This is a genomic window from Citromicrobium bathyomarinum (assembly GCF_038594605.1).
Lineage (GTDB): Bacteria > Pseudomonadota > Alphaproteobacteria > Sphingomonadales > Sphingomonadaceae > Alteriqipengyuania > Alteriqipengyuania bathyomarina_B.
Map to the genome: position 1 here is coordinate 351,320 of NZ_JBCFZM010000001.1, position 26,290 is coordinate 377,609.

At 64.5% G+C, this 26,290-nt stretch carries 26 protein-coding genes; 16 read left to right on the plus strand and 10 right to left on the minus strand.

What is annotated here, in order from left to right; translation table 11 throughout:
• Positions 1–11: 11 nt before the first annotated feature.
• Genes pspC through AAG612_RS01710 form a run of 4 tightly spaced genes read right to left on the minus strand, consistent with a single transcriptional unit; the run spans position 12 to position 1,755 of the window.
• Positions 12–395: an envelope stress response membrane protein PspC gene (gene pspC, locus AAG612_RS01695; protein ID WP_342506632.1), complete on the minus strand. Its 384-nt coding sequence runs from the start codon at positions 393–395 to the stop codon at positions 12–14.
• Positions 392–715, minus strand: a complete 324-nt coding sequence (gene pspB, locus AAG612_RS01700; RefSeq protein WP_342506634.1) for an envelope stress response membrane protein PspB — start codon at positions 713–715, stop codon at positions 392–394. Before pspB ends, pspC begins: the two co-directional genes overlap by 4 nt.
• Before the next feature lie 3 nt (positions 716–718).
• Positions 719–1,606, minus strand: a complete 888-nt coding sequence (gene pspA, locus AAG612_RS01705) for a phage shock protein PspA (protein ID WP_342506636.1) — start codon at positions 1,604–1,606, stop codon at positions 719–721.
• On the minus strand, positions 1,603–1,755 hold the full coding sequence (locus AAG612_RS01710) for a hypothetical protein (protein WP_342506638.1): 153 nt from the start codon (positions 1,753–1,755) through the stop codon (positions 1,603–1,605). The genes pspA and AAG612_RS01710 overlap by 4 nt, the downstream gene beginning before the upstream one ends.
• Before the next feature lie 151 nt (positions 1,756–1,906).
• Here AAG612_RS01710 and pspF point away from each other — a divergent pair, with 151 nt between their 5' ends.
• The 5 genes from pspF (at position 1,907) to AAG612_RS01735 (ending at position 7,359) form a co-directional block, all read left to right on the plus strand.
• The gene (pspF, locus tag AAG612_RS01715; protein WP_342506640.1) at positions 1,907–2,932 is read left to right on the plus strand and encodes a phage shock protein operon transcriptional activator; all 1,026 of its coding nucleotides are present in this window, start codon (positions 1,907–1,909) and stop codon (positions 2,930–2,932) included.
• A gap of 477 nt (positions 2,933–3,409) precedes the next feature.
• Positions 3,410–4,873 carry an IMP dehydrogenase gene (gene guaB, locus AAG612_RS01720; protein WP_342506643.1) on the plus strand — a complete coding sequence of 488 codons (1,464 nt, stop codon included), beginning with the start codon at positions 3,410–3,412 and terminating at the stop codon, positions 4,871–4,873.
• A 5-nt stretch (positions 4,874–4,878) separates the two neighbouring features.
• The gene (locus tag AAG612_RS01725) at positions 4,879–5,391 is read left to right on the plus strand and encodes a DUF6653 family protein (RefSeq protein ID WP_342506645.1); all 513 of its coding nucleotides are present in this window, start codon (positions 4,879–4,881) and stop codon (positions 5,389–5,391) included.
• 184 nt (positions 5,392–5,575) lie between these two features.
• A complete protein-coding gene (locus tag AAG612_RS01730; RefSeq protein ID WP_342506647.1) occupies positions 5,576–6,769 on the plus strand; it encodes an RsmB/NOP family class I SAM-dependent RNA methyltransferase in 1,194 nt (397 codons plus the stop codon).
• A gap of 59 nt (positions 6,770–6,828) precedes the next feature.
• Positions 6,829–7,359: a tetratricopeptide repeat protein gene (locus tag AAG612_RS01735; protein WP_342506649.1), complete on the plus strand. Its 531-nt coding sequence runs from the start codon at positions 6,829–6,831 to the stop codon at positions 7,357–7,359.
• 22 nt (positions 7,360–7,381) lie between these two features.
• On the opposite strand, the gene AAG612_RS01740 is transcribed toward AAG612_RS01735, so the two are convergent.
• Positions 7,382–7,891, minus strand: a complete 510-nt coding sequence (locus AAG612_RS01740; protein WP_425341824.1) for an RNA pyrophosphohydrolase — start codon at positions 7,889–7,891, stop codon at positions 7,382–7,384.
• Positions 7,888–8,847 carry an alpha/beta hydrolase gene (locus AAG612_RS01745; protein ID WP_342506653.1) on the minus strand — a complete coding sequence of 320 codons (960 nt, stop codon included), beginning with the start codon at positions 8,845–8,847 and terminating at the stop codon, positions 7,888–7,890. Before AAG612_RS01745 ends, AAG612_RS01740 begins: the two co-directional genes overlap by 4 nt.
• 192 nt (positions 8,848–9,039) lie before the next feature.
• Here AAG612_RS01745 and AAG612_RS01750 point away from each other — a divergent pair, with 192 nt between their 5' ends.
• From AAG612_RS01750 to AAG612_RS01760, 3 genes are read left to right on the plus strand one after another with little or no spacing between them, the layout of a single operon-like run.
• A complete protein-coding gene (locus AAG612_RS01750; RefSeq protein WP_342506655.1) occupies positions 9,040–10,974 on the plus strand; it encodes a 2-oxoacid:acceptor oxidoreductase subunit alpha in 1,935 nt (644 codons plus the stop codon).
• Between the two features lies 1 nt (position 10,975).
• Positions 10,976–11,302 carry a CPCC family cysteine-rich protein gene (locus AAG612_RS01755; RefSeq protein WP_342506657.1) on the plus strand — a complete coding sequence of 109 codons (327 nt, stop codon included), beginning with the start codon at positions 10,976–10,978 and terminating at the stop codon, positions 11,300–11,302.
• Entirely contained in the window at positions 11,299–12,333 is a 1,035-nt protein-coding gene (locus AAG612_RS01760; RefSeq protein ID WP_342506658.1) for a 2-oxoacid:ferredoxin oxidoreductase subunit beta, read from the plus strand. The genes AAG612_RS01755 and AAG612_RS01760 overlap by 4 nt, the downstream gene beginning before the upstream one ends.
• Before the next feature lie 12 nt (positions 12,334–12,345).
• Here the strand turns inward: AAG612_RS01760 and AAG612_RS01765 are convergent, their stop codons facing one another.
• On the minus strand, positions 12,346–13,116 hold the full coding sequence (locus AAG612_RS01765) for a phosphatase PAP2 family protein (RefSeq protein WP_342506660.1): 771 nt from the start codon (positions 13,114–13,116) through the stop codon (positions 12,346–12,348).
• A gap of 40 nt (positions 13,117–13,156) precedes the next feature.
• Here AAG612_RS01765 and AAG612_RS01770 point away from each other — a divergent pair, with 40 nt between their 5' ends.
• From AAG612_RS01770 to AAG612_RS01780, 3 genes are read left to right on the plus strand one after another with little or no spacing between them, the layout of a single operon-like run.
• Positions 13,157–14,560 carry a cryptochrome/photolyase family protein gene (locus AAG612_RS01770; protein WP_342506662.1) on the plus strand — a complete coding sequence of 468 codons (1,404 nt, stop codon included), beginning with the start codon at positions 13,157–13,159 and terminating at the stop codon, positions 14,558–14,560.
• A gap of 56 nt (positions 14,561–14,616) precedes the next feature.
• Positions 14,617–15,873, plus strand: coding sequence for a class I SAM-dependent methyltransferase (locus tag AAG612_RS01775; protein WP_342506664.1), 1,257 nt, complete (start codon positions 14,617–14,619; stop codon positions 15,871–15,873).
• A 1-nt stretch (position 15,874) separates the two neighbouring features.
• Entirely contained in the window at positions 15,875–17,047 is a 1,173-nt protein-coding gene (locus tag AAG612_RS01780; protein WP_342506666.1) for a serine hydrolase domain-containing protein, read from the plus strand.
• A 3-nt stretch (positions 17,048–17,050) separates the two neighbouring features.
• Here the strand turns inward: AAG612_RS01780 and AAG612_RS01785 are convergent, their stop codons facing one another.
• From AAG612_RS01785 to purF, 3 genes are all read right to left on the minus strand, one after another.
• On the minus strand, positions 17,051–17,410 hold the full coding sequence (locus AAG612_RS01785) for a PilZ domain-containing protein (protein WP_342506668.1): 360 nt from the start codon (positions 17,408–17,410) through the stop codon (positions 17,051–17,053).
• 103 nt (positions 17,411–17,513) lie between these two features.
• The gene (locus tag AAG612_RS01790; RefSeq protein WP_342506670.1) at positions 17,514–18,224 is read right to left on the minus strand and encodes an SDR family NAD(P)-dependent oxidoreductase; all 711 of its coding nucleotides are present in this window, start codon (positions 18,222–18,224) and stop codon (positions 17,514–17,516) included.
• Position 18,225: 1 nt separating this feature from the next.
• Complete coding sequence (purF, locus tag AAG612_RS01795) at positions 18,226–19,710, minus strand: amidophosphoribosyltransferase (RefSeq protein WP_342508578.1); 1,485 nt, start codon at positions 19,708–19,710, stop codon at positions 18,226–18,228.
• 190 nt (positions 19,711–19,900) lie between these two features.
• On the opposite strand from purF, the gene AAG612_RS01800 reads away from it, so the two are divergent.
• The 5 genes from AAG612_RS01800 to dnaE all read left to right on the plus strand — a co-directional run bounded on the left by AAG612_RS01800 (position 19,901) and on the right by dnaE (position 26,267).
• Positions 19,901–21,142, plus strand: coding sequence for a lipoprotein-releasing ABC transporter permease subunit (locus AAG612_RS01800; protein ID WP_342506673.1), 1,242 nt, complete (start codon positions 19,901–19,903; stop codon positions 21,140–21,142).
• A complete protein-coding gene (locus tag AAG612_RS01805; protein ID WP_342506675.1) occupies positions 21,135–21,821 on the plus strand; it encodes an ABC transporter ATP-binding protein in 687 nt (228 codons plus the stop codon). The genes AAG612_RS01800 and AAG612_RS01805 overlap by 8 nt, the downstream gene beginning before the upstream one ends.
• A 65-nt stretch (positions 21,822–21,886) precedes the next feature.
• The gene (locus tag AAG612_RS01810) at positions 21,887–22,159 is read left to right on the plus strand and encodes a hypothetical protein (protein ID WP_342506677.1); all 273 of its coding nucleotides are present in this window, start codon (positions 21,887–21,889) and stop codon (positions 22,157–22,159) included.
• A 92-nt stretch (positions 22,160–22,251) separates the two neighbouring features.
• On the plus strand, positions 22,252–22,587 hold the full coding sequence (locus tag AAG612_RS01815) for a hypothetical protein (RefSeq protein ID WP_342506679.1): 336 nt from the start codon (positions 22,252–22,254) through the stop codon (positions 22,585–22,587).
• Between the two features lie 113 nt (positions 22,588–22,700).
• Positions 22,701–26,267 carry a DNA polymerase III subunit alpha gene (dnaE, locus tag AAG612_RS01820; RefSeq protein WP_342506681.1) on the plus strand — a complete coding sequence of 1,189 codons (3,567 nt, stop codon included), beginning with the start codon at positions 22,701–22,703 and terminating at the stop codon, positions 26,265–26,267.
• Positions 26,268–26,290 lie beyond the last annotated feature (23 nt).

Below are 26,290 nucleotides of genomic sequence, written 5' to 3' on the forward strand. Positions count from 1 at the left end.
TTCGGTTCGAGTTAGCGCAGGCGTTCGATTTCGGCGTCGAGGCGCGGGTTGGAGCTGACATAGTGCTCCTCCACGCTCGCCAGACGGCGGTCGATCTCGCGCAGCTTGCCGCGGATTTCGCGTGAGGTGCGCTTCGGATTGGCGCGCACGCCCTGCCAGTATTTCTGTTCCTGCTTGTCCTGCGTGTAGAGATGCGGGGGCTTGCGGTTCAGGAGAAGGCCCATGATGAAATAGGCGGGCAGGGTGACGGGAAATCCGCCGGAGAGTGTCGCGACGAGCATTCCCAGGCGCCACCAGAGCGCATCGACGCCGGTATAGTCGGCCAGGCCTGCGCAGACGCCCATCAGCTTGGCATTCTGCTCGTCCTTGTAGAGCGTGGTGCGGGGCGTGTTCATGCGCGGGTTTCCTTCTGTTCGGCGCGCTTGCGGGCCAGCAGCGCTTCGAGTTCGTCGAGTTCTTCGTTGTCGGCCTTGTTGTCGGCGATCAGGCGGGCGGGCTTGAAGTCGGCGTGGTCGTGGGCGACCAGTCGCTCGACCGTGTCCATCCGCTCGTCGAGCCGCTTGGCGAGGTTATAAAGCTCTTCGAGCAGCGCTTCGTCGTCCTGGGTGATGCCACCGCCCGAAGTCTTCCACTTGGTGATGTAGTGAAGGATGACCCAGGGCAGACCGATGAAGAGGATACTGCAGATGATGATCGGTAGAAAAACGTCTTCCATGGGTCAGTCCCCCTTCTTCGCGTCGTTGGCTCCCTTGCCGAGCGCGCGTTTCATTTCTTCCAGTTCCTCGTCGACCTTGTCCGATCCTTCGAGGGAGGCGATTTCGTCGGCGAGTGACAGCTTGCCGCTCTCGCTTTCCATCTTGAGCTGGTCGGCGCGGCCTTCCGCGTAGTCGACCCGGCGTTCGAGCTGGTCGAAGCGGGTCAGCGCTTCGTCCACGCGTTCGGTTGTCATCAGGCTGCGCAGCTTCACGCGGTTTTCCGCGCTTTCGAGCCGGGCCGCGATCTGCGTCTGGCGGCTGCGCGCTTCACGCAGGCGGCTCTGCAGCTTCTGAATGTCCACGTCGTAGGCGCGCAGCGAGTCGTCGAGGACGGAGATTTCCGCCTTGAGCTGTTCGCTCATGTCGGCGGCCTTCTTTTTCTCGACCAGCGCGGCGCGGGCCAGATCCTCGCGGTCCTTGCTCAGCGCGAGCTGCGCCTTTTCGCCCCAGTCGCTCTGCAACTTGTCGAGCTTAACCGAATGGCGGTGCATTTCCTTCTGGTCGGCGATCGTGCGTGCGGCGCTCGCCCGGACTTCGACCAGCGTTTCCTCCATCTCGAGGATGATCATCCGGATCATCTTCGAAGGGTCGTCGGCCTTGTCGAGCATTTCGTTGAAATTGGCCGCGATAATGTCTCGCGTGCGACTGAAAATGCCCATGAAGGGTGCTCCGTATGATATGAAATCGTTGAACTTTTCGCTGACCTTGTCCGCGTCCGTCCAGTCCGCCGCGCGGCTCGCGCCGGAGCGCCCGCCTTGCGTGGGGGTTGGGCTGCGGCGTAGCCGCTCCACCTCGTTGTCGAGGCGGGAGAGGCGGCTTGCGCGGCCCGGAGGATCGGTATGGTCGGTCATGCGAGTTCGGTTACCTGTAGCATATATGGGCGGTCGGAATGCGGGCCATCGGCAGACGGCGGATTCATCGCGACGAGCGCCCCCGCGGCGAGGACCGTGACCAGCACGGCCTTGCCGAATACGCGTTTCGGTTGGGCTTGTTCGTGCATCTCTGGTCCTCCTTGGTTGGTGTTGCCTCTTACTTTGCAACTGGTGTGCCAAATCGTGGAAATGGCGTAATTGCGCCGTTCTCACAAAATTCGACTAACGGCATGTTGGTGATAATTGCCAAGGCTTGGTGCTGTGGCCTATATCTCGGCCATGGAGCGGGAAAATCAGTTCGTCGGGCAATCGCTCGCCTTCCTCGACGCGGTCGAGCGGACCAGCCGTGCGGCGGCTTTGCAGCGGCCGGTGCTGGTGATCGGCGAGCGTGGCACGGGCAAGGAACTGATCGCCGAACGCCTCCATCGCCTGAGCCCGCGCTGGGGCGAGCCGCTGGTCACGATGAATTGCGCCGCGCTGCCCGAGACGCTAATCGAGGCCGAACTGTTCGGCCACGAGGCGGGCGCCTTTACGGGCGCGACCCGCGTGCGCGAGGGGCGGTTCGAGGAAGCTGATGGCGGCACGCTGTTCCTCGACGAACTGGGCACGCTCTCGATGGCCGCGCAGGAACGCCTGCTGCGCGCGGTCGAGTATGGCGAGGTTACGCGGATCGGCTCCAGCCGTCCGATGCGCGTCGATTGCCGGATCGTCGCGGCAACCAACGAAAATTTGCCCGCGATGGCGGAGCGGGGCGATTTTCGCGCCGATCTGCTCGATCGCCTCAGCTTCGAGGTCATCACCCTGCCGCCCCTGCGCGCGCGCGAAGGCGACATCGCAGTGCTGGCCGACTATTTCGGGCGTCGCATGGCAGCCGAACTCGAATGGGAGACCTGGCCCGGCTATGCCGACCATGTGACGCAGCAGCTCGAAGACCATCCGTGGCCGGGCAACGTGCGCGAACTGCGCAACGTGGTCGAGCGCGCGATCTATCGCTGGGACGATGCGCAATCCCCGATCGGCCACATCGTGTTCGATCCGTTCGACAGCCCGTGGATGCCCGCTGCGGCGCCCGCCCAGAAGCGGCAGGCATCGGGCGAAGGTGCAGCCCCGGCACCCGCTGCTCAGCGCCTCGATTTTGACGATGTTGCCGATCTGCGCGGCGCGGTCGACATGCATGAGCGCGCGATCGTGGAGCATGCGCTGGGCAAGCATCGCTGGAACCAGCGCCAGACCGCCAAGGCGCTGGGTCTCAGCTACGACCAGCTGCGCCACTGCATCAAGAAGCATGGCCTGATGGAGGAATAAGGGCAGGGACCGGGGCTCGATTACCAGTATTTATCGATCGATTACAGATCGATATCGGATGGAATATGGATGCGATTGCCCGGGAACTGAGCAATCACCCTGATTGCGGGGAGTATGCTTCACCCGGATGATTTCCTCGCCGTTGTCGGCACACATAGCGAGCAGCACGCGTTCGGTTCATACCGTGCGCTACAACCGCAAACAGCCGGACATCGTGAAGGTCGACTGGCACAACTGAGCGACCGTGAATGCGGGGACGGATGGGCGTTTGCCTGTACATTTCGGCCAAACGACGCCGCACCGTCCGACGCCCGATCGCACGGAAGTTTGGATAGTCGCTTTCGCGCCTCTGGCGGATCGCGATCTGCCCCGCTAAGGGCCGCCTGCAAGACAGTGGTTTAAATCCCCCGCGATCTGCGAGTCGTCCGTCGTTGAACGGGCTCGCTATCGCAACCCAGCTTGCGAAAGGTGCCCGCCGTGGCCTTCAAGGAAATCCCCCTCGCCCTGACCTTCGACGATGTGCTGCTGCGCCCCGCCGAAAGCGACGTGATGCCGAGCATGGCGGACACCCGGACGCGGCTGACGCGCGAGATTTCGCTCAATATCCCGATCGTCTCGGCGGCGATGGACACCGTGACCGAGGCCGACATGGCCATCGCGATGGCCCAGATGGGCGGCATGGGCGTGCTCCACCGCAATCTCGATATCGACGAGCAGGTTGCCGCGGTGCGTGCGGTGAAACGTTACGAAAGCGGCATGGTCGTCAACCCGATCACTATCCACCCCGACGCCACGCTGGGCGATGCGCAGGAACTGATGAGCGCGAACCGCATCAGCGGCATTCCGGTAACCGACCGGGGCGGCAAGCTGGTCGGCATTCTGACCAATCGCGACGTGCGCTTCGCGGAAAATCCGAACCAGCCGATCCGTGAACTGATGACGACCGAGAACCTTGCCACGGTGCCGCTGGGCACCGGGCAGGAAGAGGCGCGGCGCACGCTCCACCAGCGGCGGATCGAAAAGCTGATCGTCGTGGACGAGGATTATCGCTGCATCGGCCTGATTACGGTCAAGGACATCGAAAAGGCCGTGACCTACCCCGCTGCGACCAAGGATTCGGCCGGGCGACTGCGTGTCGCGGCGGCCAGCACCACGGGCGACAAGGGCTTCGCGCGCACGCAGGCGTTGATCGATGCCGACGTGGATGTGGTCATCATCGATACCGCGCACGGCCATAACCGCGACGTGATCAAGGCCGTCGAGCGGGCGAAGGCGCTGTCCGGTTCGGTCCAGATCATCGCGGGCAACGTCGCCACCGCCGAGGCGACCCGTGCGCTGATCGACGCGGGCGCGGATGCAGTGAAGGTCGGCATCGGGCCGGGCTCGATCTGCACCACTCGCGTGGTCGCGGGCGTCGGCGTGCCGCAGCTCACAGCGATCATGGACGCCGCCGAAGAAGCCGAGAGGTCGGGCGTTCCGATCATCGGCGATGGCGGCCTGCGCACCAGCGGCGATGCGGCCAAGGCGCTGGCCGCCGGCGCCTCTGCCGTAATGATCGGATCGATGCTCGCCGGGACCGAGGAAGCGCCGGGCGAAACCTTCATCTACCAGGGCCGCAGCTACAAGAGCTATCGCGGGATGGGATCGGTCACCGCAATGGCGCGCGGCTCTGCCGACCGCTATTTCCAGCAGGACGTTTCCGCGATGAAGCTGGTGCCCGAAGGGATCGAGGGCCAGGTGCCGTTCAAGGGCCCCGCGAGCGGGGTGATCCACCAGCTGGTCGGCGGGATCAAGGCGGCGATGGGCTATACCGGCAGCCGCACGATCGAGGATCTGCGCAAGGGCGCGCAGTTCGTGCAGATCACCAATGCAGGCCTCGCCGAAAGCCACGTCCACGATGTCGCCATCACCCGCGAGGCGCCGAATTACCCGGCGCGGTAAGGCTGATGGCTCTCGAAAAGCATGTGGCGGACTTCTTCCGGCTCGATGAAGAGGGCTGGGCGCGACATGCTAATCCGTGGAGCGGATGGTCCCGGCTGGTAACCGGGATGGTCCTTCCGATTGTCGCGATCTGGAGCCGGGCGTGGATCGGTTGGTGGGCCATACTCGCCTTCGCAGCCGTCGCGCTCTGGCTGTGGCTCAATCCGCGCCTGTTCCCGCCGGTCGAACACGATCGCGGCTGGATCTCGCAGGGTGTTTTCGGTGAGCGCGCCTTTATCGAGCATCGCGAGATTTCGGCCGGTCTGATCTCGGTGCCGCGCGCCAATTTCTTCAACATCCTCGCGGCTCTCGGCCTGATCCCGCTTACCTATGGGTTGTGGGCGCTCGATCCGGTGGCGACCGTCAGCGGGGCGAGCATCAGTATCGCGGGCAAAATGCTGTTTATCGGAGAGATGGTAGCGCTGTACGACCGGGTGAAGGCCGCGCATCCCGAACTTGCCTATCGCGCCGAGCGGTGATCGCAATCGCGCAATTCCGGGGGCGAGATGCGCTTTCCTAGCCAGCGCATGCATGCCATGGCTGGGGTATGATTCCCGCTTCATCATCCCTTCGCGACAGCATGGCTTTTCTCACCCGAGGCGAGGCAGGTTTTTCGCCTTTGGACACTGTGTCAGGTGTGTCAGGCCGCAGGAAGATCGACCAATGATTCCGGCAGCGCGGGTTCAGGCCGCGATCGAGATTCTCGACCGGGTGATCGAGGGCGCGAAGGGGCAGGGTGCCCCTGCCGACCGGATCATTTCCGAATGGGCCAAGGTCAACCGCTATGCCGGATCGAAGGACCGGCGCGCAATCCGCGAACTGGTCTATGAGGCGATCCGCCATTGCGCAGAGGTTCCGGTATCCGGCCGTGCGGCCATGCTTGCGCAGGCATCGCGCGATGCGAGCTTGCTCGCGCTGTTCGATGGCTCGCAATACGGGCCCGAACCGATCCGCGAGGGCGAGCCGGTGGCCGAAGCGGGCATTGCGCCTGCATGGCTGGTCGAACGGCTGGTCGCGTCGGGCATCGAGGGTGACGAAGCCGCGGCACTGATGGGCCGCGCCCCGCTCGACGTGCGGGTCAATACGCTCAAGGGCGACCGCGACGGCCTCGACCTCCCCGAACCGGGCGAACACCTCGCCGCACCCAACGGCCTGCGCTTCGAAGCGGGCACGCAGGTCGACCAGTGGGACGCTTACCGCGAAGGCCGGATCGAGGTGCAGGATCACGGCAGCCAGCTGGTCTGCCTCGCTGCCGGGGCGCGGCCCGGCGAAACCGTGATCGATCTGTGTGCAGGGGCTGGCGGCAAGACGCTCGCGCTGGCGGCTGCGCTGGAGAACACAGGGCGCCTGATCGCTTCGGATACGGACAAGCGCCGCCTCTCGCAGCTTGGCCCCCGGGCGCAGCGTGCAGGGGCGACCATCGTCGATCAGCGGTTGCTCGATCCGGGCAAGGAACTGGAGCCGCTGGGAGATCTGGAGGCGCAAGCGGACTGCGTGGTGATCGACGCACCGTGTTCGGGCGTGGGCACATGGCGGCGCAAACCCGAAGCGAAATGGCGCCTCACGCCCGATCGGCTGGCGCGCTTCGCGGCGACCCAGGATCACCTGCTGGCACTGGGCGCGAAACTGGTGAAGCCCGGCGGGCGGCTGGTCTTCATCACCTGCTCGCTGCTCGACGAGGAAGGACCGGATCGATTCGCGCGGTTCCTTGAAAGCCATGAGGCTTGGCGCGCAGACCCGCCGGCCTTGCCGCTCGGCCGGGCGCGAGGGCCAGGGGGGGCGACGGGAATTCGCCTCTCCCCGTCCCATGACGGCACCGACGGATTTTTCGTCGCGCGTGCCCTTTTGACGTGTTAATCTTTCGTCCTATGGTTGCGCCCGTTCACGATTTTACGGCATCCTCGAAGGACATGTTCATGCGTTTCGCCCCCGCCGCCGCCGCCCTTTCGCTGCTGGTCGCGGTTACCTCCAGCGTCGGTTCGGCGCAGGAGGCTCCGGTCGATCCGCGCGCCGGGGTGCTGATCGCGCAGGGGCAGGCCGCGCTGGAAGCGGGGCAGCCGCAACGCGCGGTCGACTCGCTCGAAGCGGCGTTCGCCATCGATCCTCAATATACCCCGATCCTGCTCTCGCTGGCCGAGGCTGCGCGGCGCCAGGGGCTGCAGGGCAAGGCGATCCGCTATTACCGTGAGGCGCTGACGCGCGACCCGGGCAACTATGCCGCGATTTCGGGTGAGGGTGCCGCCCTGGTCGAGAGAGGCGCGATCGAGCGGGCCGAGCGTAACCTCGCGCAGCTCGAATCGCTATGCGGGTCGAACTGCCCCGAAACCCGCTCGCTCGCCAAGGCGATCGAGCAGGGGCCGCACAAGTCCAGGATGATGACCGCAGAGGCCGTGATGCCCGATGCGGTGGTGACGCAAAACCTGTCGCAGGACGGCGATACCAACTAGGCAGCCATCTTCGACGGGCGCGCTAGATCAGTTCCGCGAATTCGGCGACGACCGCGCGGTAGACGCGCTTCTTGAAGGGCACGATCAGGTCTGCGACCGTGCTGGCGGGCACCCAGCGATATTCGCAGAATTCGGGCGTTTCGTGGGCTTCGAGGTCGATGTCGTCCTCGCTCCCGTCGAACCGGGCAAGGAACCACTCCTGCTCCTGCCCACGGAACTCGCCGCCCCACAGCTTGCCCATCAGCTCTTCGGGCAGGTCATAACGCAGCGGCTCGCCGGTCTGGCCGATGATCGCGACCTTGTCGGCGGTGACACCAGTCTCTTCGTACAGCTCGCGCAGGGCAGCGTCCTTGGGGGCTTCGCCCTCGTCGATCCCGCCTTGCGGCATCTGCCAGAAGTCGCCTTCCTTGTTGTCGATGCGTCGCCCTACGAACACTTCGCCCGCCGGATTGACGAGCATCACGCCCACGCAGGGGCGATAGCCAAGCGCGCTCGGCTGCTGCTTCTTCACCGGTTCTTTCGTCATCGTCATTTCCGTCGTCCCAGTGTTGCCCCAACCGCATCGATAAAGGTCTCTACGTCCGCTTGCCCGCTGGGGATTGCCTTACGCATGGTGAAGAATCCGTGGATGATACCGGGAAATTCCAGATAGGTGACCTCGGTTCCATTCTTGACGAGAGACGCGGCGTAGGCGCGCCCGGAATCGCGCAGGGGATCGAGCCCGGCCGTGCACAGAACCGTCGGCGGCGCGTCGGAGCAATCGCCGTGCATCGGCAGATTGCGGGGGCTTTCGGGATCGGGCGCATATTGCGCGTCGAACCAAGCCATCGTTTTCCCGGTGAGGAAGTAGCCTTCCTTGAAATTCCGATAGCTCTCGTGCTTTCCCGCCTCGTCGGCGACCGGATAGATCGGCGCCTGGACCAGCACCGGCACGGCTGCGGGCGCATCGCGCAGGGCATTGGTGGTGACGATCGTCAGGTTGCCGCCCGCGCTGTCTCCGCTGATGACGAGCCCGGTAACTTCACGTCCCAGTGCCTCGGGCGAGGATGCGAGCCAGCGCGCCGCCGCTTCGCAATCGTCGGGCGCGGCGGGGAAGGGCGCTTCGGGCGCAAGCCGGTAGTCGACCGACAGCACCGGCAGGTCGAGCCGGTGGGCGAATTCGGTGCACAGGCTGTGATAGACATCGAGATCGCCGATCACGAAGCCGCCGCCGTGGAGGAACAGCACGGCCGGGCCAGCCTCGCGCGATTCCCGGCTGTCGTAGAAGCGGCAGGGAACATCGCCATCGGGCCCGGGACAGGTCACGTCCCTGATGACCGCAAGCTCCTTCGGCTCCACTTCGCCGATCTGTCCCATCGCGCGCATCCCCTCGCGCCCTGCGACCGCGCCCACTTCCTCGACCGGCGGGCGGTTCATCGCCTTCATCATGTCGAGCAAGGTGCGTACATCGTCGCGGACAAAGGGTTGCGTCGTAGGGGCGTCGGCCATGCGGAGGGTCCTTCGGTGAATCGAGCGCGAAAACGGGCTGCGCTGGATAGGCTTTGGCCAACGTGCCTGTCCACCGATCTCCATCAGGCGCACTAGAAAAACTTGATTGCTCGACAGCGGACGGCCACGTAGGCGACGGCCAGATGCGCAGGTTCGAAAAAGCGCACGCGAAGACCCGAAGGATGTATTTTCATGGCGACTCAGGCGCCTCCAGCCTCCACCTCCGACATGCCCGCGGCCCCCGATGCGATCGTGGTGCGCTTTGCTGGCGATTCCGGCGACGGGATGCAGCTGACGGGCGGGCAATTCACGCTCAGCACCGCGCTGGCGGGCAATGACCTTGCCACGTTCCCCGACTTCCCGGCAGAGATTCGTGCGCCGCAGGGCACGCTGTTCGGCGTCTCCGCCTTCCAGATCAACTTCGGCTCCAGAGCGATCAACACCGCGGGCGACGCGCCCGATGTGCTGGTCGCGATGAACCCCGCCGCGCTCAAGGTGAACCTTGCTGCGTTGAAGCCGGGTGGGCTGGTGATCGTCGACACGGGCGAGTTTACCAAGCGCAATCTCGACAAGGCGAAATACGACGCCAGCCCGCTGGACGACGAGAGCCTAGCCAAGTTCGACGTGCTTGCCTTCGACATCAGCGCGCGCACGATCGAAGCCGTGGAGCCTTTCGGCCTCGGCAAGAAAGACGCTTTGCGCTGCAAGAACATGTGGACGCTGGGCCTCGCGCTGTGGATGTTCGACCGTCCGCGCGAGCCGCTGCACGACTGGCTCAACAAGAAGTTCGCCAAGGCGCCCGACATTGCCGCAGCAAATATCGCCGCGCTCGACGCAGGCCACGCCTATGGCGAAACCGCCGAGCTTTCCGCACCGCTCAAGCAGGTGCATCTGCCGCCCGCGCCGTCGGAGCCGGGGCTCTACCGGACGATCACCGGGGCTGAAGCGGTATCGCTCGGCCTTGTGGCGGGCGCGCAGCTGGCCGAGCTGCCGATGTTCTTCGGCGGCTATCCGATCACGCCTGCTTCGGCGATCCTCCACCACCTCGCACGGCTCAAGGAATACGGCGTCACCACCTTCCAGGCGGAAGACGAAATCGCCGCCGTGTGCGCCGCGATCGGCGCGAGCTATGCGGGCCAGCTGGGCGTGACCTCGTCGTCGGGTCCCGGCATTGCGCTCAAGACCGAGGCGCTGGGCCTCGGCATCATGACCGAGCTGCCGCTGGTGGTGGTCAATTCGCAGCGCGGCGGGCCGTCGACCGGCCTGCCGACCAAGACCGAGCAGAGCGACCTCTATCAGGCGGTCTATGGCCGCAACGGCGACGCGCCGATGCCGGTGATCGCCGCGCGCAGCCCCGGCGATGCCTTCGAGGTGGCCATCGAAGCCTGCCGCATGGCTGTGCAATACATGACCCCGGTCATGCTGCTCACCGATGGCTACATCGCCAATGCGGCGGAGCCTTGGAAGGTGCCCGATCCGAGCAGTTTCGAGCCGTTCCCCGCCAAGTTCCTGACCGAACCGCGCGGCGAGGTGCTGGAGCCTTACAAGCGCGACGCGAAGGGCGCTCGTCCGTGGATCAAGCCCGGCACTCCGCACATGATGCACCGCATCGGCGGGATCGAGAAGGACGCCAATACCGGCAACATCTCCTACGATCCGGCCAACCACCAGCTGATGACCGACACACGGCGCGAGAAGATCGCAAATATCCCCGTGCCCGATCAGGAAGTGGCGTTTGGCGAAACCACGGGCAAGCTTGCGGTGGTCGGCTGGGGTTCTACCTACGGCCCGATCAAGCAGGCGGTGCGCCGCAGCATCGACAAGGGTTGCTCGGTCTCGCACATCCACATCCGCCATATCTGGCCGCTGCCCAAGAACCTCGGCGAATTGCTCGAAGGGTTCGACCGCGTGCTGGTGCCCGAGATGAATACCGGCCAGCTCAAGACCGTGCTGCGCGACCAGCTGCTGGTCGATGCGGAAAGCCTGACCAAGACCAGCGGCCAGCCGTTCCAGATCGCCGAACTCGAAGAGGCGATCTGCGCCTACTTCGATGGCGTCCAAGGCAACGAGGGCGGGCAGGTCGCCGCAAACGACCAGCAGTTGCCGAGCACGGTGGAGAGCGAGTGAAGTGCCGCCGCGCCGCCTCGAGAAGTTCTCGTGCCCGGTCTGCGGCGTCTCGGAAATGGAGGAAGGCGACTATTCCATCTGCCATAACTGCAAGTGGGAGAACGACCCGAGCCAGATGCGACGCCCCGACATCGGTGGCGCGAACTACATGAGCCTCGATTACGCGAGGATCTATTGGCAACTGACGCAAAAGCCGATCCCATGGAATATGACGCCCGAGATGGACGCGGCCTTCAAGCTGGTCGACAGCGAGATGAACCGCCGGAAATATGCCGAGAAATACGGCCACGACAAATACGGCCAAGATGATGGACAGCCCGAAACATGAACGCACCCGTTAAAATCGAAACCACGCTCAAGGACTGGGAAACCGACCAGGAGGTCCGCTGGTGCCCGGGTTGCGGGGACTATGCGATCCTCAAGGCCGTGCAGCGCACGCTGCCGCAGCTGGGCTGCGATCCGGCGAACACGGTGTTCATCTCCGGTATCGGCTGTTCCAGCCGCTTCCCCTATTATATCGAAAGCTACGGCTTCCATACGATCCACGGCCGCGCGCCGGCGGTGGCCACGGGTGTGAAGCTCGCCAATCCGGACTTGGATGTCTGGCTGGTGACCGGCGACGGCGATGGCCTGTCGATCGGCGGCAATCACATGATGCATGTGCTGCGCCGCAACGTGAACATGCAGATCATGCTGTTCAACAACGAGATTTACGGCCTGACCAAGGGCCAGTACTCGCCCACCAGCCGCGAAGGGACGCGCACACCGACCAGCCCGATCGGCTCGGTCGACCATCCCGCCAACCCCTGCGCCTTCGCGCTGGGCAGCGGCGCGCGCTTCGTCGGGCGCGGGATCGACGTCTCGAAGAACCTTCCCGATGTGCTCAAGGCCGCCCACGCGCATCAGGGCGCGGCCTTCGTCGAGATCTTCCAGAACTGCATCGTCTACAACAAGGATGTGTTCGACGCCTTCGCCGCGCCCAAGGGTGCGGAAGGCCAGCAGCTGTGGCTGGTCGACGGCGAGCCGATGCTGTTCGACAAGGGCCAGAAGGGCCTCGCGTTCGACGCCGACCGGCTTGTCTTCACCGTGGTCGATGTCGTCGATGGCGACTGGCAGGCCGCTGGCGTGCGCGTGCACGATGTGAAGAACCGCGTGATGGCGCATATGCTGGCCGAACTGCCCTTCGACCCGTTCCCGATGCCGCTCGGCGTGCTCTACGACGATCCCGCCGCGACCTACGAAAGCGCGGTCATTGCCGAGCGCGAAGCCTCGGTCAGCGGCAAGGAAGCGAACCTCGCCAAGCTGCTCAGCGGCGGCCAGACGTGGACGGTCGATGGGACCGCACAGGACCCGGTCTAAGCGTTCATTCGCTTAGTGATGGACCGGATCGAGCCCGTGCGCTGCCGCGCTATCGGCGGCGCGCTTGGCGGGTTCGTATAGGAGGGCGGCGGCGGTGAAGGCCCACGCCGCGCCGCCGGTCCACCCGGCGATGACGTCGCTGGGAAAATGGACGCCGAGCATCACCCGGCTCCATGCGATCATCGCCGAGATGACCATCGCGCTGCCGATCAGCGTATAGCGGACCGAGTGCCTGCTGCTGAGCGAGGCGAATGCCAGCGCCATGCCGATATAGATCATGGCCGAGGCAAAGCTGTGCCCGCTCGGGAAGCTGTATCCTGCCGCCTCGGTCAGGTGCGGGACGAGGGTGGGGCGCTCCCGCCCGACGAGCAGCTTCATGCCTGCGTTGAGGCCCCAGCCAAGCAGCACGGTAATGGTGAACAGCATCGCCTCGCGCCGCAATCGCAGGAACAGCAGCGCAATCGCAGCCGCGCCCGCTGCGAGCGTCGAGAGCAGAAATCCGCCCAGCGCGGTCACATCGCGCACCGCCTCTTCCAGCATATTGCCGCCCAGCGGCTGGAGATCGACACCCGCGCGATAGAGCAGCAGGCCCGAATGGTCGAAGCCTTCGGTGCGGCCCTGCGTGACCAGCCATATCATCAGGCCCCAGATCGCCCAAAGCACGCCTGCGGCGACGAGCGCCTTTCCACGGTCGATCGTGAAGCCGCGTGCAGGAAGCGACACCGTTTCGGCGGGAAGGGGGGCTTTGGGCTCGGTTGTCGCGCCGACGCGGCTCTGATCCATGCAGTCTGGAACAGCCCGTAACTCCCGAGGTTCCTTGCCCATGGCTTCTATCCAAATCGTCTGGCTGCGGCGCGACCTGCGCATGGCCGATAATCCCGCGCTCTATGCCGCTGCACAGGCTGGGCCGATCCTGCCGGTCTTTGTGCTCGATGACGAGCGGACGGGGGACCGCAAATACGGCGGCGCGTCGCGCTGGTGGTTGCACCATTCGCTTGAAAGCCTCGGCAGGAGTTTCGGGCGGCACAATGCCAAGCTGATCCTGCGACATGGCGACAGCGTGGACATCCTCGCCGATCTAGCCGCGAAGACCGGTGCCGAGGCGATCCACGCCAACCGGCACTACGAGCCATGGTGGCGCAAGGCGCAGGGCGACCTCGAGAAAGCGTTACCCGACGGATGCGAATTGGTGCTCCATGACGGCAATTACCTGATGCCGCCCGGCACCGCGACGACCGGATCTGGCGATCCGTACAAGATCTACACGCCGTTCTCCCGCGCCATGCGCGACCTCATGCCGCCACGCGACGAACTGCCCGCGCCGGAAACGATTTCGCAGCCGAGCGACCTTCCTGCGAGCGACGACCTCTCCGACTGGGATCTGCTTCCTGCCAAGCCGAACTGGGCGACGGAGATGGAGAAATTCTGGTCGGTGGGCGAGGATGCCGCGCGCGAACGGCTCGACTGGTGGGCCGATCACGTTGCGGAGTACGAGGATGGTCGCAATTTGCCGAGCGAGGACCAGACCTCGCAGATGTCTCCGCACCTGCACTGGGGCGAAATCTCTCCGATTACGATCTGGCACGCGCTCAAGGACAAGCGCAGCGAAGGCTGGCGCACCTACGAGAGCGAGCTGATCTGGCGCGACTATGCGCAGAACATCCTGTGCCAGTTTCCTACCTATCCCGAAGAAACCTATCGCGACGCGATCGACGACAACAAGCTGTGGCGCAATCCGAACCGGGGGCATGTGATCGAGGAAGAGCTGGAGGCCTGGCAGATGGGCCGCACAGGCTACCCGATCGTCGATGCCGGGATGCGCCAGCTCTGGGCGATCGGCTGGATGCACAACCGCGTGCGGATGATCGCGGCCAGTTTCCTCATCAAGCACTTGTTGATCGACTGGCGTCATGGCGAGCGGTGGTTCTGGGATACTCTGGTGGACGCCGACTACGCCAGCAACGGTACCAATTGGCAGTGGGTCGCGGGCACGGGGGTGGACAGCAACATGTTCCCCCGCATCATGGCACCGCTCAGCCAATCAGAGAAGTTCGATGCGGCAGGCTATATCCGCGAATGGGTGCCCGAACTGGCGGAGCTGTCAGACGACCAGATCCACGATCCGTCCGATCAGTGCCGTCCTAGCGATTACCCGGAGAAGATCATCGGCCACCGCGAGGCACGCGAACGCGCACTGGAAGCTTACCGCGCGATGAAAGAGGGCTGAAAAGGCGAGGTTTCGCCTTGTCGCCCGGCGAAGCGCGCGGCATACCCCCTCGCGGCATGGGGGTATCCGGGCAACCACGCGGGAGCGATCTGCTGGCCGCATCGCAGCGCTTCGAAAGGCGCCCGGGCCTGCTTTCCCGCATGCTCGCACCCGGCTTCCACAAGCTGCTCGACCGGATCGATGCGGGGGTCGAGAAAGGCGCGCTGCTGGGCCGCCTGCCCGATGGCAACACGCGCCTGCTCGGTGGGCGCGGTCCCGGCCATGAAGCGGAAGTGACGATCCACAATTGGCGTGCGCTCGCCCGTCTGGCGACCGGTGGCTCGGTCGGATGGTATCAGGCTTGGGAAGCGGGCGAATGGTCCAGCCCCGACCCGGTGCCGCTGTTCGCGCTGTTCATCGCCAATGGGCCGACGCTGGGCGATGCGGGGCGCGCCAAGGGCGGGTGGAAGCGCGCGCTCAGGGCTGCGCACGACCACCATCGCAATACGAAGGCGGGCGCGGCGAGGAACATCTTGGCGCATTACGACCTCGGCAACGATTTCTACGCCGCGTGGCTCGGCGAGACGATGACCTATTCCTCCGCGCTCTTCGATCCGGGGCACGCGCCGCAGACGCTCAACCTGGCGCAACGTGCCAAGAACGCTGCAATTCTCGACCGGCTCGATCTCTCAGCCGGTGACAGCCTGCTCGAGATCGGCTGCGGCTGGGGCACGCTCGCCCGCGCTGCGGCCGATCGTGGGGCGCAGGTCGATGCGATCAGCCTGTCCGAACAGCAGCTCGCGTGGGCACGGCGGCAGGGCGGCGGCGATGCGCGTTTCCTCCAGCAGGATTACCGCGATACGCATGGGGCCTATGACGCGATTGCCAGCGTCGAGATGGTCGAGGCGCTTGGCCGCCAGTACTGGCCGACGTTCATGGATTGCATTGCGCAGAACCTGAAACCCGGCGGACGCGCGGCGATCCAGTTCATCTCGATGCAGGACGATCTGTTCGATGCCTATGCGTCGAGCGCGGATTTCATTCAGGCCTATATCTTCCCAGGCGGGTTGCTGATCCGCGCTTCGGAATTCCGCAGGTTGGCCGAAGAGCGGGGGCTCGCCTGGCAAGACGAGGTGCGCTTCGGGACGGATTATGCCGAAACCCTGCGCATCTGGCGCGAGAATTTCGATCGGGCAGCCAGCGAAGGCATGCTACCCGAAGGGTTCGACGATCGCTTCAAGGCGCTGTGGCGCTACTACCTGATGTATTGCGAAGGCGGTTTTCGCGGCGGCGGGATCGATGTGCACCAGGTGACGCTGGTAAAGGAGAATTGAATTGAAAAAGTACCTCGCTCTGCTCGGCGCCATGGCCCTGCCGCTTGCCGCGTGCGCAACGCTTCCGGCAGACGACCCGACGCCCGGTGTGACCGCCAGCGTGCCGACCGATCCCAAGCCCGTCGTAGGCGCAGAGGTGCTTTTCTGGGACAATGCGACCCGTTCCGCCCGCTTCCGTTCGATGGAGACTTTTTTCCCGGGGCAGGAGGTGCAGGCGAGCCCGGACGTGCGTGTTCTGCCGCAGGGCACGCCGCTGCCTGCAAGTACACGGTCCGCGATCGAGAGCTACATGGCCTCGCAGGGCACTGCGGGCGTGATCGTGCTGCAGGACGGCAAGATCCGGTTCGAGCAATACGCACTCGGCTTCGGGCCTGAGGGTCGCTGGACCAGCTTCTCGGTCGCCAAGAGCTTCACCTCCACCCTGCTGGGTGCCGCGGTGAAGGATGGCTTCATCGAAAGCCTGGACGACCCGGTGTCGAAATACGTGCCCGGCCTCGACGGCAGCGCCTACGACGACGTTACGGTCGAACAGCTCGCCACCATGACCTCGGGCGTGAAGTGGAACGAGAACTACACCGATCCCAATTCGGATGTGGCAAAGATGTTCAACGTGACGCCCGCGCCCGGCGAGGATCAGGTGGTTGAATATATGGAGACCCTCCCGCGCGAGGCTCCGGCGGGCGAGAAATGGGTTTACAAGACCGGCGAGACGAACCTTATCGGCGTGCTGGTGGAAAACGCGGTCGGCGAAACGCTGGCCGAATATTCCAAGCGCAAGATCGTCGACCCGGCGGGCTTCGCGCAGCCGCTATTCTGGCAGACCGACCTTTCGGGCCGAAGCGTAGGCGGGTGCTGCCTGTCGGCCTCGCTGCGCGATTATGCGCGCGTCGGGCTGTTCGCGCTCGATGGCGGAAAGGGCACGGTGCCCGATGGCTGGTTCGCGAAAGCGGGCGCGCCGCAGGTCGATTTCGGGAACGGCTATGGCTATGGCTACCAGTGGTGGACTTACCCCGGCGAAAGCTTCGGCGCGCAGGGCATCTTCGGTCAGTCGATCACGCTCTATCCCGATAAGGATGCCGTGATTGCCATCGTTTCCAACTGGCCCGCCGCGACCGGCACGCCGCTCTCTTCCAAGCGGCGCAAGTTGCTCGATGCGATCGAGAAGGCGCTTTAGCCGTCAGTACAGGCAGGAACGGGTGACGCCTCCGCCAAGGGGGCTCTCCCACTGCCGAAGGATGTCTTCGAGCACGCTCTGGTCGATCATGGAATCGAATGCGGCGCCTGCGATCGAGCGGTCCCACCAGACCACCTTGGCCTGAATCGACTGCAATCCGGGCAGGGTCAGCCAGCAGACCTGCTCGGCCTGGAGCCGTCTGATCGACGAAGCACTGAAGCCCGCAATAGAAAGGTCGTGGACCACCGTCCTGATCGCAGGTGCACCGCTGACCCGCAGTTGCGCGGGGATCGCGATCTTGGTGCGCGGCGCGCAGCGGTCTTCCTGCGCTGCCCACGCGTAACCGTCTTGTAAATCCTGCATTTTTCGAATTTCCCGTCCGAAGTTGTCCGGGTCGGAGTGTCGGGGCAGGCGGCTTTCGCAAAGGTAACCGGGCGTGGCTAAGCGCGCTTAACCATTCGTTGCCTTACACGCGTGCGCGGTGGCCGGTCTCGAAGTCGCCTTCGAGCAGGTCGGCAATAAAGGCCGCAACATCTTCGGGCGGCTTGACGCTCTGCGGGTCCTCGCCCGGATAGGCCTTGGCGCGCATTTGCGTGCGGGTGGCGCCAGGGTCGATCACCGCGACCCGGATCGATCCGGTGTTCGCGACTTCCTGCGCATAGGACAGCAGCAGGTTGTCGAACGCCGCCTTGGTCGATCCATAGGCGGACCAGTAGGCGCGCGGGCTTTCGCCGACGCTGCTGGTCAGGCCGACGACGCGGGCCGCCTCGGCACGCTTGAGCAGCGGGTGAAGCCCGGCGAGCAGCGCCTGTGTCGCCAGCACATTGATGGTGAGCGCGGTGTTGAACTGCTTGGGATCGACCTGCGTCAACGGAGTCAGCGTGGGCAGATAGGCCGCGCTGATCACTAGCATGTCGAGCGCATCCCAGCGGCTGGCGATCGCCTGCGCAAGCCGTGCGACGCCGTCGTTCTCGGCCAGATCGACCGGTGCGATTGTCGCGGTGCCGCCAGCCTGATGAATCTCGTCCTCGACCCGTTCGAGCGCGGCATCGTCACGCGCGGTCAGGATCACATGCGCGCCCTTGGCGGCGAGCGCTTTGGCGACGGCTGCGCCGATTCCACGCGATGCGCCGGTGACGAGCGCGACGCGCCCTTCGAATGGTTTGCTTTGGGACATTTCAGACGGGCTCGTCGACAGGTTTGGTATCGGGGAAGGAGAGTTGCGCGGCATCCTGCTCGCGGCGCGAGACGTCGGTCAGCCGGGTCGGATAATCGCCGGTGAAGCAGGCATCGCAGAATTGCGGGCAGCTGCTCTTGCGCTTTTCCTCGCCGACCGCGCGATAGAGGCCGTCGATCGAGACGAAGGCCAGGCTGTCCGCCTTGATGAAGGTCTGCATCGCCTCCAGCTTCATGCGTGCGGCCAGCAGCTTGGAGCGTTCGGGGACGTCGACGCCGTAATAGCAGCCGTGCGCAAAAGGCGCGCTTGCGACGCGGAAGTGCACTTCGGTGGCCCCGGCATCGCGCATCATTTCCACGATCTTGAGGCTGGTGGTGCCGCGTACGATCGAATCGTCAATCAGCACGATCCGCTTGCCTTCGACGATCGAGCGATTGGCGCTGTGCTTGCGGCTGACGCCCGAATGGCGCGCGCCGTCCGACGGCTGGATGAAGGTCCGCCCGACATAGTGGCTGCGGATGATACCCAGCTCGAAGGGCAGGCCCGACTGTTGCGAATAGCCGATTGCAGCGGGCACGCCGCTATCGGGCACGGGCACCACCAGGTCCGCATCGCACGGCGATTCGAGAGCCAGTTGCGTGCCGATGGCCTTGCGCGCTTCATAAACCGAGCGCCCGGCGAAGATCGAGTCGGGGCGGCTGAAATAGACGTGCTCGAAGATGCAGGGCCGCGCGGGGTTGTTGCCGAAAGGGCGGTGCGTGCGGATCGAGCCGTCGAAGTCGACCTCGATCAATTCGCCCGGCTCGACCTCGCGTTCGAAGGTCGCGCCAATCGCTCCAAAGGCGACCGTTTCGCTGGCGAATACCACTGCGCCGTCCTTGCGGCCCATCTGCAGCGGGCGGATGCCCAGCGGATCGCGGCATGCGGCCATCCCGCGCGGGGTCATCACGATCAGCGCATAGGCCCCCTCGACCAGCCGCAGCGCGTCGGTCAGCTTGTCGAGCATGGTGGGATAGCGGCTGGTGGCGACGAGGTGAATGATGACCTCGGTGTCGCTGGTCGACTGGAAGATCGCACCCTTGCTGACCAGCTCTTCGCGCAGCGTGCCCGCGTTCGAGATATTGCCGTTATGGGCGATGGAGAAGCCACCGCTCGCCAGATCGGCGAACAGCGGCTGGACGTTGCGCAGCCCCGCGCCGCCCGTTGTCGAGTACCGCACATGGCCCGCAGCCATGAAGCCGGGCAGTTCGTCGATGCTTTCCGCGGTGGAGAAATTCTCCGCTACATGGCCAAGGCCACGGCGGGTATAGAATTGCTTGCCGTCGAAACTGGAAATTCCGGCAGCTTCCTGCCCGCGATGCTGAAGCGCGTGGAGGCCCAGTGCGGTCATCGCGGCGGCTTCCCCTTCGGTATTGATCACGCCGAACACGCCGCACTCTTCGTGCAGGGTGTCGCCGTTCTCGTCGGCGAAGGGGTGGAGATTCATGCTTGGGGTCATGGGGGGTGCGGCCCGTTGCCAATGCGGTCGCCGCTCCATTGGCGTTGTGACAGATGAATTACAAGGGCCGGAAGACGGCGAAGCGTGCGCAACGCAGCTTATCCGTTGCGTTTTCATTGCGCAGAAAGGCGCGGCATCCTAACGGGCAGGGCCAAGCACCACGAAAGCAGGCGGCTCCTTGTTTCTCAATCCCTTCGAATGGACCATCGCCAAACGGTATCTCTGGCCCGGAAAGGGCGAGGGTTTCATCAAGCTCGTCGCCGGGATTTCCATCGGTGTCGTGATGCTCTCGGTCGCCATGTTGGTGATCGTGATGAGCGTGATGAACGGCTTTCGCGCCGAACTGGTCGAGAAGATCGTGGGGCTCAATGGCCATGCGATCGTGCAGGCTTATGGCGGCCGGCTCGACGACTGGGAAGGCGTGCTTAAGGAAATCGAGGAAACGCCGGGTGTGGTCGATGCCACGCCGCTGATCGACATGCCGCTGCTCGTCACCTTCAACGGCCGGGTCGAAGGTGTGCTGGTGCGCGGCCACACGCCCGAATATATCGAAGACCTCGCCGACAAGGTCGTGATGGGCGACATGGCGCGAATCCAGCCCGGAGCCGACGAGGTCGCGATCGGTGCGCGGCTGGCGGAGAATATCGGCGCGCGCGTCGGTGACACGATTACGGTCCTCAATCCTGCCGGGCGCACGACGCCATTCGGCACCGTGCCACGGCAGGTCGGCTATCGGATCGGCGCGATTTTCGAGGTGGGGCTATATGATTACGACAAGGCCTTCGTCGTCATGTCCATCCCGCAGGCGCAGACCCTGCTGTTAACCGGCGATACGATCAGCATGATCGAGGTCGAGACAGAAGACGCCAACCGGGTCAGCGAGATCATGGCCCCGATCGAGGCGAAACTGGCGGGGACGGCGGTCGTGAACACCTGGGAAACGATGAACGCCTCGATCTTCGAAGCCTTGCAGGTGGAGCGGGTGGCGATGTTCTTCGCGCTCAGTTTCATGGTGCTGGTCGCCGCGTTCAACATTCTCTCCAGCCTCGTGATGCTGGTCCGCGCGAAGACGCGCGACATCGCGATCATGCGCACGATGGGTGCGGGCAGACAGTCTATCCTGAAGATTTTCGTCACCACCGGTTTCACCGTCGGTGCGATCGGCACGCTGGCTGGCCTCGTGCTGGGGGCCCTCGTGCTGACCTTCCGCCAGTCGATCGTCGCGTTCATCGGCTGGGCGACCGGGCAGGACCTTTGGAACCCGGAAGTGAGGTTCCTGACCGAACTGCCGGCGAAGACCGACCCGTGGGAGATTTTCGGCATCGTCATGCTGGCGCTGGTGCTCAGCTTCCTTGCGACGCTCTATCCCGCGTTCAAGGCCGCCAATACCGATCCTGTACAGGTGCTCCGCTATGAGTAATCCGGGCGTTCAACCCGTGGTCGAACTGCGCGGTGTTACCCGCAGCTTCGAACAGGGCGGGGTGAGGATCGATGTCCTGCGCGGCGTGGACATGAAGGTCATGCCGGGCGAGATCGTCGCGCTGCTGGGCCCCTCGGGCTCGGGCAAGTCGACCATGCTGCAGGCGGTCGGCCTGCTCGAAGGCGGGTTTGGCGGAACCATCGTGATCGCAGGCGAGGCGGCGGAGAAGTCGGACAGTCAGGCCCGCACGCGATTGCGGCGTGAGCATCTGGGCTTCGTCTATCAGTTTCATCACCTGCTGCCCGATTTCAACGCCATCGAGAATGTCGTTCTGCCGCAGCTGGTCGGTGGCAAGCCGCGCGATGCGGCGGAAGCTCGCGCAAAAGAGCTGCTCTCCGCGCTTGGCCTCGAACATCGGCTGACACATCGCCCTAGCCAGCTTTCCGGCGGCGAGCAGCAGCGCGTCGCAGTGGCGCGCGCGCTTGCCAACAGCCCCAAGCTGGTGCTGGCCGACGAGCCGACCGGCAATCTGGACGAGGCGACATCGGAAAAGGTGCTCGCCCAGTTTCTCGATCTGGTGCGCGGGCAGGGTAGCGCGGCGCTGGTCGCCACGCATAATGAGCGGCTCGCGGCCAAGATGGACCGCGTTGTCCGCCTGCACGAGGGCATGCTCGAATAAGCTTTGTCATCGCGGACCCGGCACGGGTTTGCTGCGTTGAAGAAGAAAGATCAGGAGGCAAGAACATGAGCGACCATCCCACCACCTACAACGCTGAATCAGCCGAGGGCGGCATCGCATGGGACGACCGCGCCGAAATCCACATCAAGGATGACGGCCGGGGCCTGCTGGACGGATCCAAGGGCATTCACGAGGGTACTTTCCTCGAGATGATCAAGCTGATGATGGCGATGACCCCGGACGAGCGGCGCGGTCACGTGATCCAGAAGCTGGGCGACCGGATGATCCCGCCGATCGAGGTCGAAGCTCTTGCCGCGCGATCCGATTATCCGGGCTGATAGCCCCCATTCGCGAAAGCGGATGTAACGGCGTCGACAATTCTCGCGTATAGCGGCAAGCAGGCCGGAACCGAGCGAAGGGGCGCACTGCGATGCTGGAATCGATCAACGACTGGATTCTGGCGCAGGGCGCCCAGTACAACGTCAATCCGTACGTTTTCGTCGCGATCTATGTCGGCGCAATTCCATTCTTCCTCGCCTCCATCGCGTGGTTGGTGAAGCGCGCCCGCGCAGGGCAATCGACCGTGCTGCCGACGATGCTGGCCGGGTTCTTCTTCGTCTCGGCTTACCTCTATCTGGCGATTTTCGGGCAGGATATTCCGGTTTGGGTGTGGTTTTTCCTCGCCGCGCTGATCGCCTATGGGGCGTGGTCGCAAGTGCGTGAAACCCGGCGCAAGATTGCGGCAGGGAAAGAGAATAACCTCTAGCTTCTTCGTCACTCCGGCTTGAGAGGCCGGGCGGCGATATGGGATGTGGACACGGGGTGGATAGCTCGTAACCCCACCTTCCCATTGGCCCCCGCGATCCGCATATTCGCATCATGGCTTTTGCCCCCTTCGTTCCCCTCCGCGTGCTCTCCGCCTATTCGATGCTCGAAGGGGCGATCGAGCCCAAGGCGATCGCCAAGCTGGCGACCGAGCGGGGTTTTCCCGCGATCGCCATGTGCGACCGCAATGGGCTTTACGGCAGCGTGCCCTTCGCCGATGCCTGTATCGAGAACGGCGTGCAGCCCATCGTCGGCGCGCTTCTTGGCGTGGCGCGGCCCGATAGCGACGCGATCGATCATCTCCCGCTGTATGTGCAGAACGAAGATGGCTGGCTGAACCTGTGCAAGCTCGTCAGCGCGGCGCATCTCGACCGTCCGCTCGAACTGGTGCCGCATGTGCAGCTCGATGCGCTCGAGGGTCACACCGACGGACTGATCGCGCTGACCGGCGCGAGCGAGGGTGCGGTGACGCTGCTGCTGGCCCAAGGGCAGGCCACGCATGCCGAGCGTTATCTCGATCGATTGGAAGCGCTGTTCCCCCAGCGGCTCTATATCGAAATTGCCCGGCGCGGCATCGCGGAAGAACAGGCGGCGGAAGAGGCGCTGCTCGACCTCGCCTATGCGCGCGATCTGCCGCTGGTGGCGACCAACCCCGCCAACTTCGCCGAGCCGCATTTCTACAAGGCGCACGATGCGATGCTGTGCATCGCGAACAGCCGCAAGCTGTGGGAAGAAGATCGACCGCAATCCGCGAAGGCGGCATTCGTCAAATCGGCGCCGATGATGCAGGAACTGTTCGCCGATCTGCCCGAAGCATTGGCGAATACCCTCACCATCGCACGCCGCTGCGCCTTCGCGCCGCCCGAGCGTGCGCCGATCCTGCCCAGTCTCGCGGGCGATATCGAGGGCGAGGTGCGGATGCTCGCCGAGGATGCCCGCAAGGGCCTGCTGGCGCGCCTGCTCCCGCTTTACCCCGAGACCGTCCACGCCGAGCTTTCCGAAGCCCTGTCCTTCCCGACCGCAGATGCTCTGCGCGAAGCGGAGCAGCCGTTCGATGCGCTTAAGGAACAGGGGTTCTGGGAAGAAATCCTCGAATATCGCGACCGGCTCGACAAGGAAGTCGGGATCATCTCGAACATGGGCTTCCCGGGCTACTTCCTGATCGTTGCCGACTTCATCAAGTGGGCCAAGGATCACAATATTCCGGTGGGGCCGGGGCGTGGTTCGGGTGCGGGCAGCCTCGTCGCGTGGGCGCTGACGATCACCGATCTCGATCCTATCCGGCTGGGGTTGCTGTTCGAACGTTTCCTCAACCCGGAACGCGTGTCGATGCCCGACTTCGATATCGACTTCTGCGAAACCCGGCGCGGCGAAGTGATCCGTTACGTCCAGGAGAAATACGGGGCGGACAAGGTCGCCCAGATCATCACCTTCGGCAAGATGAAGGCGCGCGCGGTGCTGCGCGATTGCGGGCGTATTCTCGACATGAGCTACGGCCAGGTCGATCGGTTGTGCAAGATGGTGCCCAACCACCCGACCGACCCTTGGAGCCTGCCGCGTGCCCTCAATGGTGCAGCGGAATTCAAGGCCGAATACAGTAACGACAACGAGGTCAAAACGCTGGTCGACCTCGCGATGCAGCTCGAAGGGCTGCCGCGCAATTCCTCTACCCACGCCGCCGGGGTGGTGATCGGCGACCGCCCGCTGGCCGAGTTGGTGCCGCTCTACCGCGATCCGCGCTCGGACATGCCGGTGACGCAGTTCGACATGAAGGTGGTCGAGGGATCGGGGCTGGTGAAGTTCGACTTCCTCGGCCTCAAGACGCTCTCGGTGCTGCAAAAGGCGGTCGACCTGCTCGCGAAGCGCGGTATCGACTGCGATCTCGGGGCGATCAGCTGGGACGATACGGCGGTCTACGACCTGATGCAGCGTGGTGACACGGTCGGCGTGTTCCAGCTGGAATCGGAAGGCATGCGCCGCACGCTGACGGCGGTGAAGCCGACCAAGTTCGAAGATATCATCGCGCTCGTCTCGCTCTATCGGCCCGGCCCGATGGATAACATCCCGCTGTTCGGCAAGCGCAAGGCGGGGCTGGAGCCGATCGAGTATCCGCACCCCAAGCTCGCGGGGATTCTCGAAGAGACCTACGGCATCTTCGTCTATCAGGAACAGGTGATGCAGGCCGCGCAGATCCTCGCCGGATACTCGCTCGGCGATGCCGACCTGCTGCGCCGCGCGATGGGGAAGAAGGTCCAGGCGGAGATGGACAAGCAGCGCGGCCGCTTCGTCGAAGGCTGCAAGAAAGTCTCCGACATCGAGGCGCAGCAGGCGAACGAGCTGTTCGACTTGATCGACAAGTTCGCAGGTTACGGCTTCAACAAGTCGCACGCCGCCGCCTACGCATTGCTCGCCTACCAGACCGCTTGGCTCAAGGCGCATTACCCGGAAGAATTCTACGCCGCCGCGATGTGCTTCGACATGGACCAGTCGGAAAAGCTCGCGCTGTTCGTCGACGATGCACGGCGCAACGACATCGAGGTCGCCGCGCCCGACATCAACCGCTCCGAAGCCGAGTTCACGGTCGAGCGGACCGATGATGGCTACGCAGTGCGCTACGGCCTCGCCGGGCTTCGCAACGTGGGCGAGAAGGCGATGGACGCGGTGGTGGCCGAGCGCGAGGCGCATGGCTGGTTCGAAAGCCTCGACGATTTCTTCGGCCGCCTGCCCAAGGGAGCGATGAATTCGCGCCAGTTGGAAGCGCTGATCGCGGCGGGCGCCTTCGACCGGATCGAGCCCAACCGCGGGCAGCTGGCGGCCAATGTCGACCTGCTGCTCGCGGTCGCCGATGCGGCTATCCGCGAGCGCAGCAGCGGACAGGAGGGCCTCTTCGGGGGCGAGGACAACGCCAACGAGCATATCCGCATGAAGGAGGCAGAAGACTGGCCGCGCGGCGACCGGATGGCGAAGGAGCGCGAGACCTTCGGTTTCTATTTCTCCGCCCACCCGATCGAAGGCTATCGCGATGTCGCCAGCGCCAATGGCGCGCGCAGCTATGCCTCGCTGATGGAAGGTGGTGGCCCTGCGGGTGAAGGGCGCAGCCGGGCGGTGATCGCGGCAATGGTCGAAGGGGCAAAACGCGGCCAGACAAGGCGGGGAAAGGACTTCATCCGCGCCGATTTCTCGGACACGTCGGGTCAATTCAGCGCCGCCTGCTTCGAGGAAAGCCTCGTCCCGCAGTTCACCAAGTGGGCTGAGGAAAGCACCTGTATCCTGCTGACGGTTGAGCTGGATTCGCCATCGCCCGACGAGCCGCCGCGCATCACCATTCGCGGTGCCCGCCCACTCGCCAATGTCGAAGGCGGCAAGCGCATGCTGATGACGCTGGAGGTCTCAAGCGAAGCGGCTTTGAACGAGCTTGCCCTGGCGCTCCAGCCCGGCCCGCCGGGCCATGGCGAGGTGCAGATCGCGCTCGATCTGGGGACTGGCGAGCGGCCCGTGATGCGGCTGGGGCACGATTACAAGGTCGACGGCACGCTGGCCGATACGCTTGGCCGGATCGAAGGGCTCTCCAACATCGTGCTCGTCCCCAAGACCGGCCCGCAGTTGCACCGGGCGGCCTGATTTTTCGGCAACCCGCTCTTGCG

Coding starts and splice junctions, on each gene's coding strand:
- AAG612_RS01770 (WP_342506662.1), top strand. CDS start 13,157: ATGGCTTCTATCCAAATCGTCTGGCTGCGGCGCGACCTGCGCATGGCC.
- pspF (WP_342506640.1), top strand. CDS start 1,907: ATGGAGCGGGAAAATCAGTTCGTCGGGCAATCGCTCGCCTTCCTCGAC.
- AAG612_RS01790 (WP_342506670.1), bottom strand. CDS start 18,224: ATGTCCCAAAGCAAACCATTCGAAGGGCGCGTCGCGCTCGTCACCGGC.
- AAG612_RS01710 (WP_342506638.1), bottom strand. CDS start 1,755: ATGCACGAACAAGCCCAACCGAAACGCGTATTCGGCAAGGCCGTGCTG.
- AAG612_RS01725 (WP_342506645.1), top strand. CDS start 4,879: ATGGCTCTCGAAAAGCATGTGGCGGACTTCTTCCGGCTCGATGAAGAG.
- pspC (WP_342506632.1), bottom strand. CDS start 395: ATGAACACGCCCCGCACCACGCTCTACAAGGACGAGCAGAATGCCAAG.
- AAG612_RS01785 (WP_342506668.1), bottom strand. CDS start 17,410: ATGCAGGATTTACAAGACGGTTACGCGTGGGCAGCGCAGGAAGACCGC.
- AAG612_RS01810 (WP_342506677.1), top strand. CDS start 21,887: ATGAGCGACCATCCCACCACCTACAACGCTGAATCAGCCGAGGGCGGC.
- AAG612_RS01805 (WP_342506675.1), top strand. CDS start 21,135: ATGAGTAATCCGGGCGTTCAACCCGTGGTCGAACTGCGCGGTGTTACC.
- AAG612_RS01740 (WP_425341824.1), bottom strand. CDS start 7,891: ATGACGATGACGAAAGAACCGGTGAAGAAGCAGCAGCCGAGCGCGCTT.
- AAG612_RS01735 (WP_342506649.1), top strand. CDS start 6,829: ATGCGTTTCGCCCCCGCCGCCGCCGCCCTTTCGCTGCTGGTCGCGGTT.
- purF (WP_342508578.1), bottom strand. CDS start 19,710: ATGAATCTCCACCCCTTCGCCGACGAGAACGGCGACACCCTGCACGAA.
- AAG612_RS01765 (WP_342506660.1), bottom strand. CDS start 13,116: ATGGATCAGAGCCGCGTCGGCGCGACAACCGAGCCCAAAGCCCCCCTT.
- AAG612_RS01815 (WP_342506679.1), top strand. CDS start 22,252: ATGCTGGAATCGATCAACGACTGGATTCTGGCGCAGGGCGCCCAGTAC.
- AAG612_RS01760 (WP_342506658.1), top strand. CDS start 11,299: ATGAACGCACCCGTTAAAATCGAAACCACGCTCAAGGACTGGGAAACC.
- AAG612_RS01775 (WP_342506664.1), top strand. CDS start 14,617: ATGGGGGTATCCGGGCAACCACGCGGGAGCGATCTGCTGGCCGCATCG.
- pspA (WP_342506636.1), bottom strand. CDS start 1,606: ATGACCGACCATACCGATCCTCCGGGCCGCGCAAGCCGCCTCTCCCGC.
- pspB (WP_342506634.1), bottom strand. CDS start 715: ATGGAAGACGTTTTTCTACCGATCATCATCTGCAGTATCCTCTTCATC.
- AAG612_RS01730 (WP_342506647.1), top strand. CDS start 5,576: ATGATTCCGGCAGCGCGGGTTCAGGCCGCGATCGAGATTCTCGACCGG.
- AAG612_RS01745 (WP_342506653.1), bottom strand. CDS start 8,847: ATGGCCGACGCCCCTACGACGCAACCCTTTGTCCGCGACGATGTACGC.
- dnaE (WP_342506681.1), top strand. CDS start 22,701: ATGGCTTTTGCCCCCTTCGTTCCCCTCCGCGTGCTCTCCGCCTATTCG.
- AAG612_RS01750 (WP_342506655.1), top strand. CDS start 9,040: ATGGCGACTCAGGCGCCTCCAGCCTCCACCTCCGACATGCCCGCGGCC.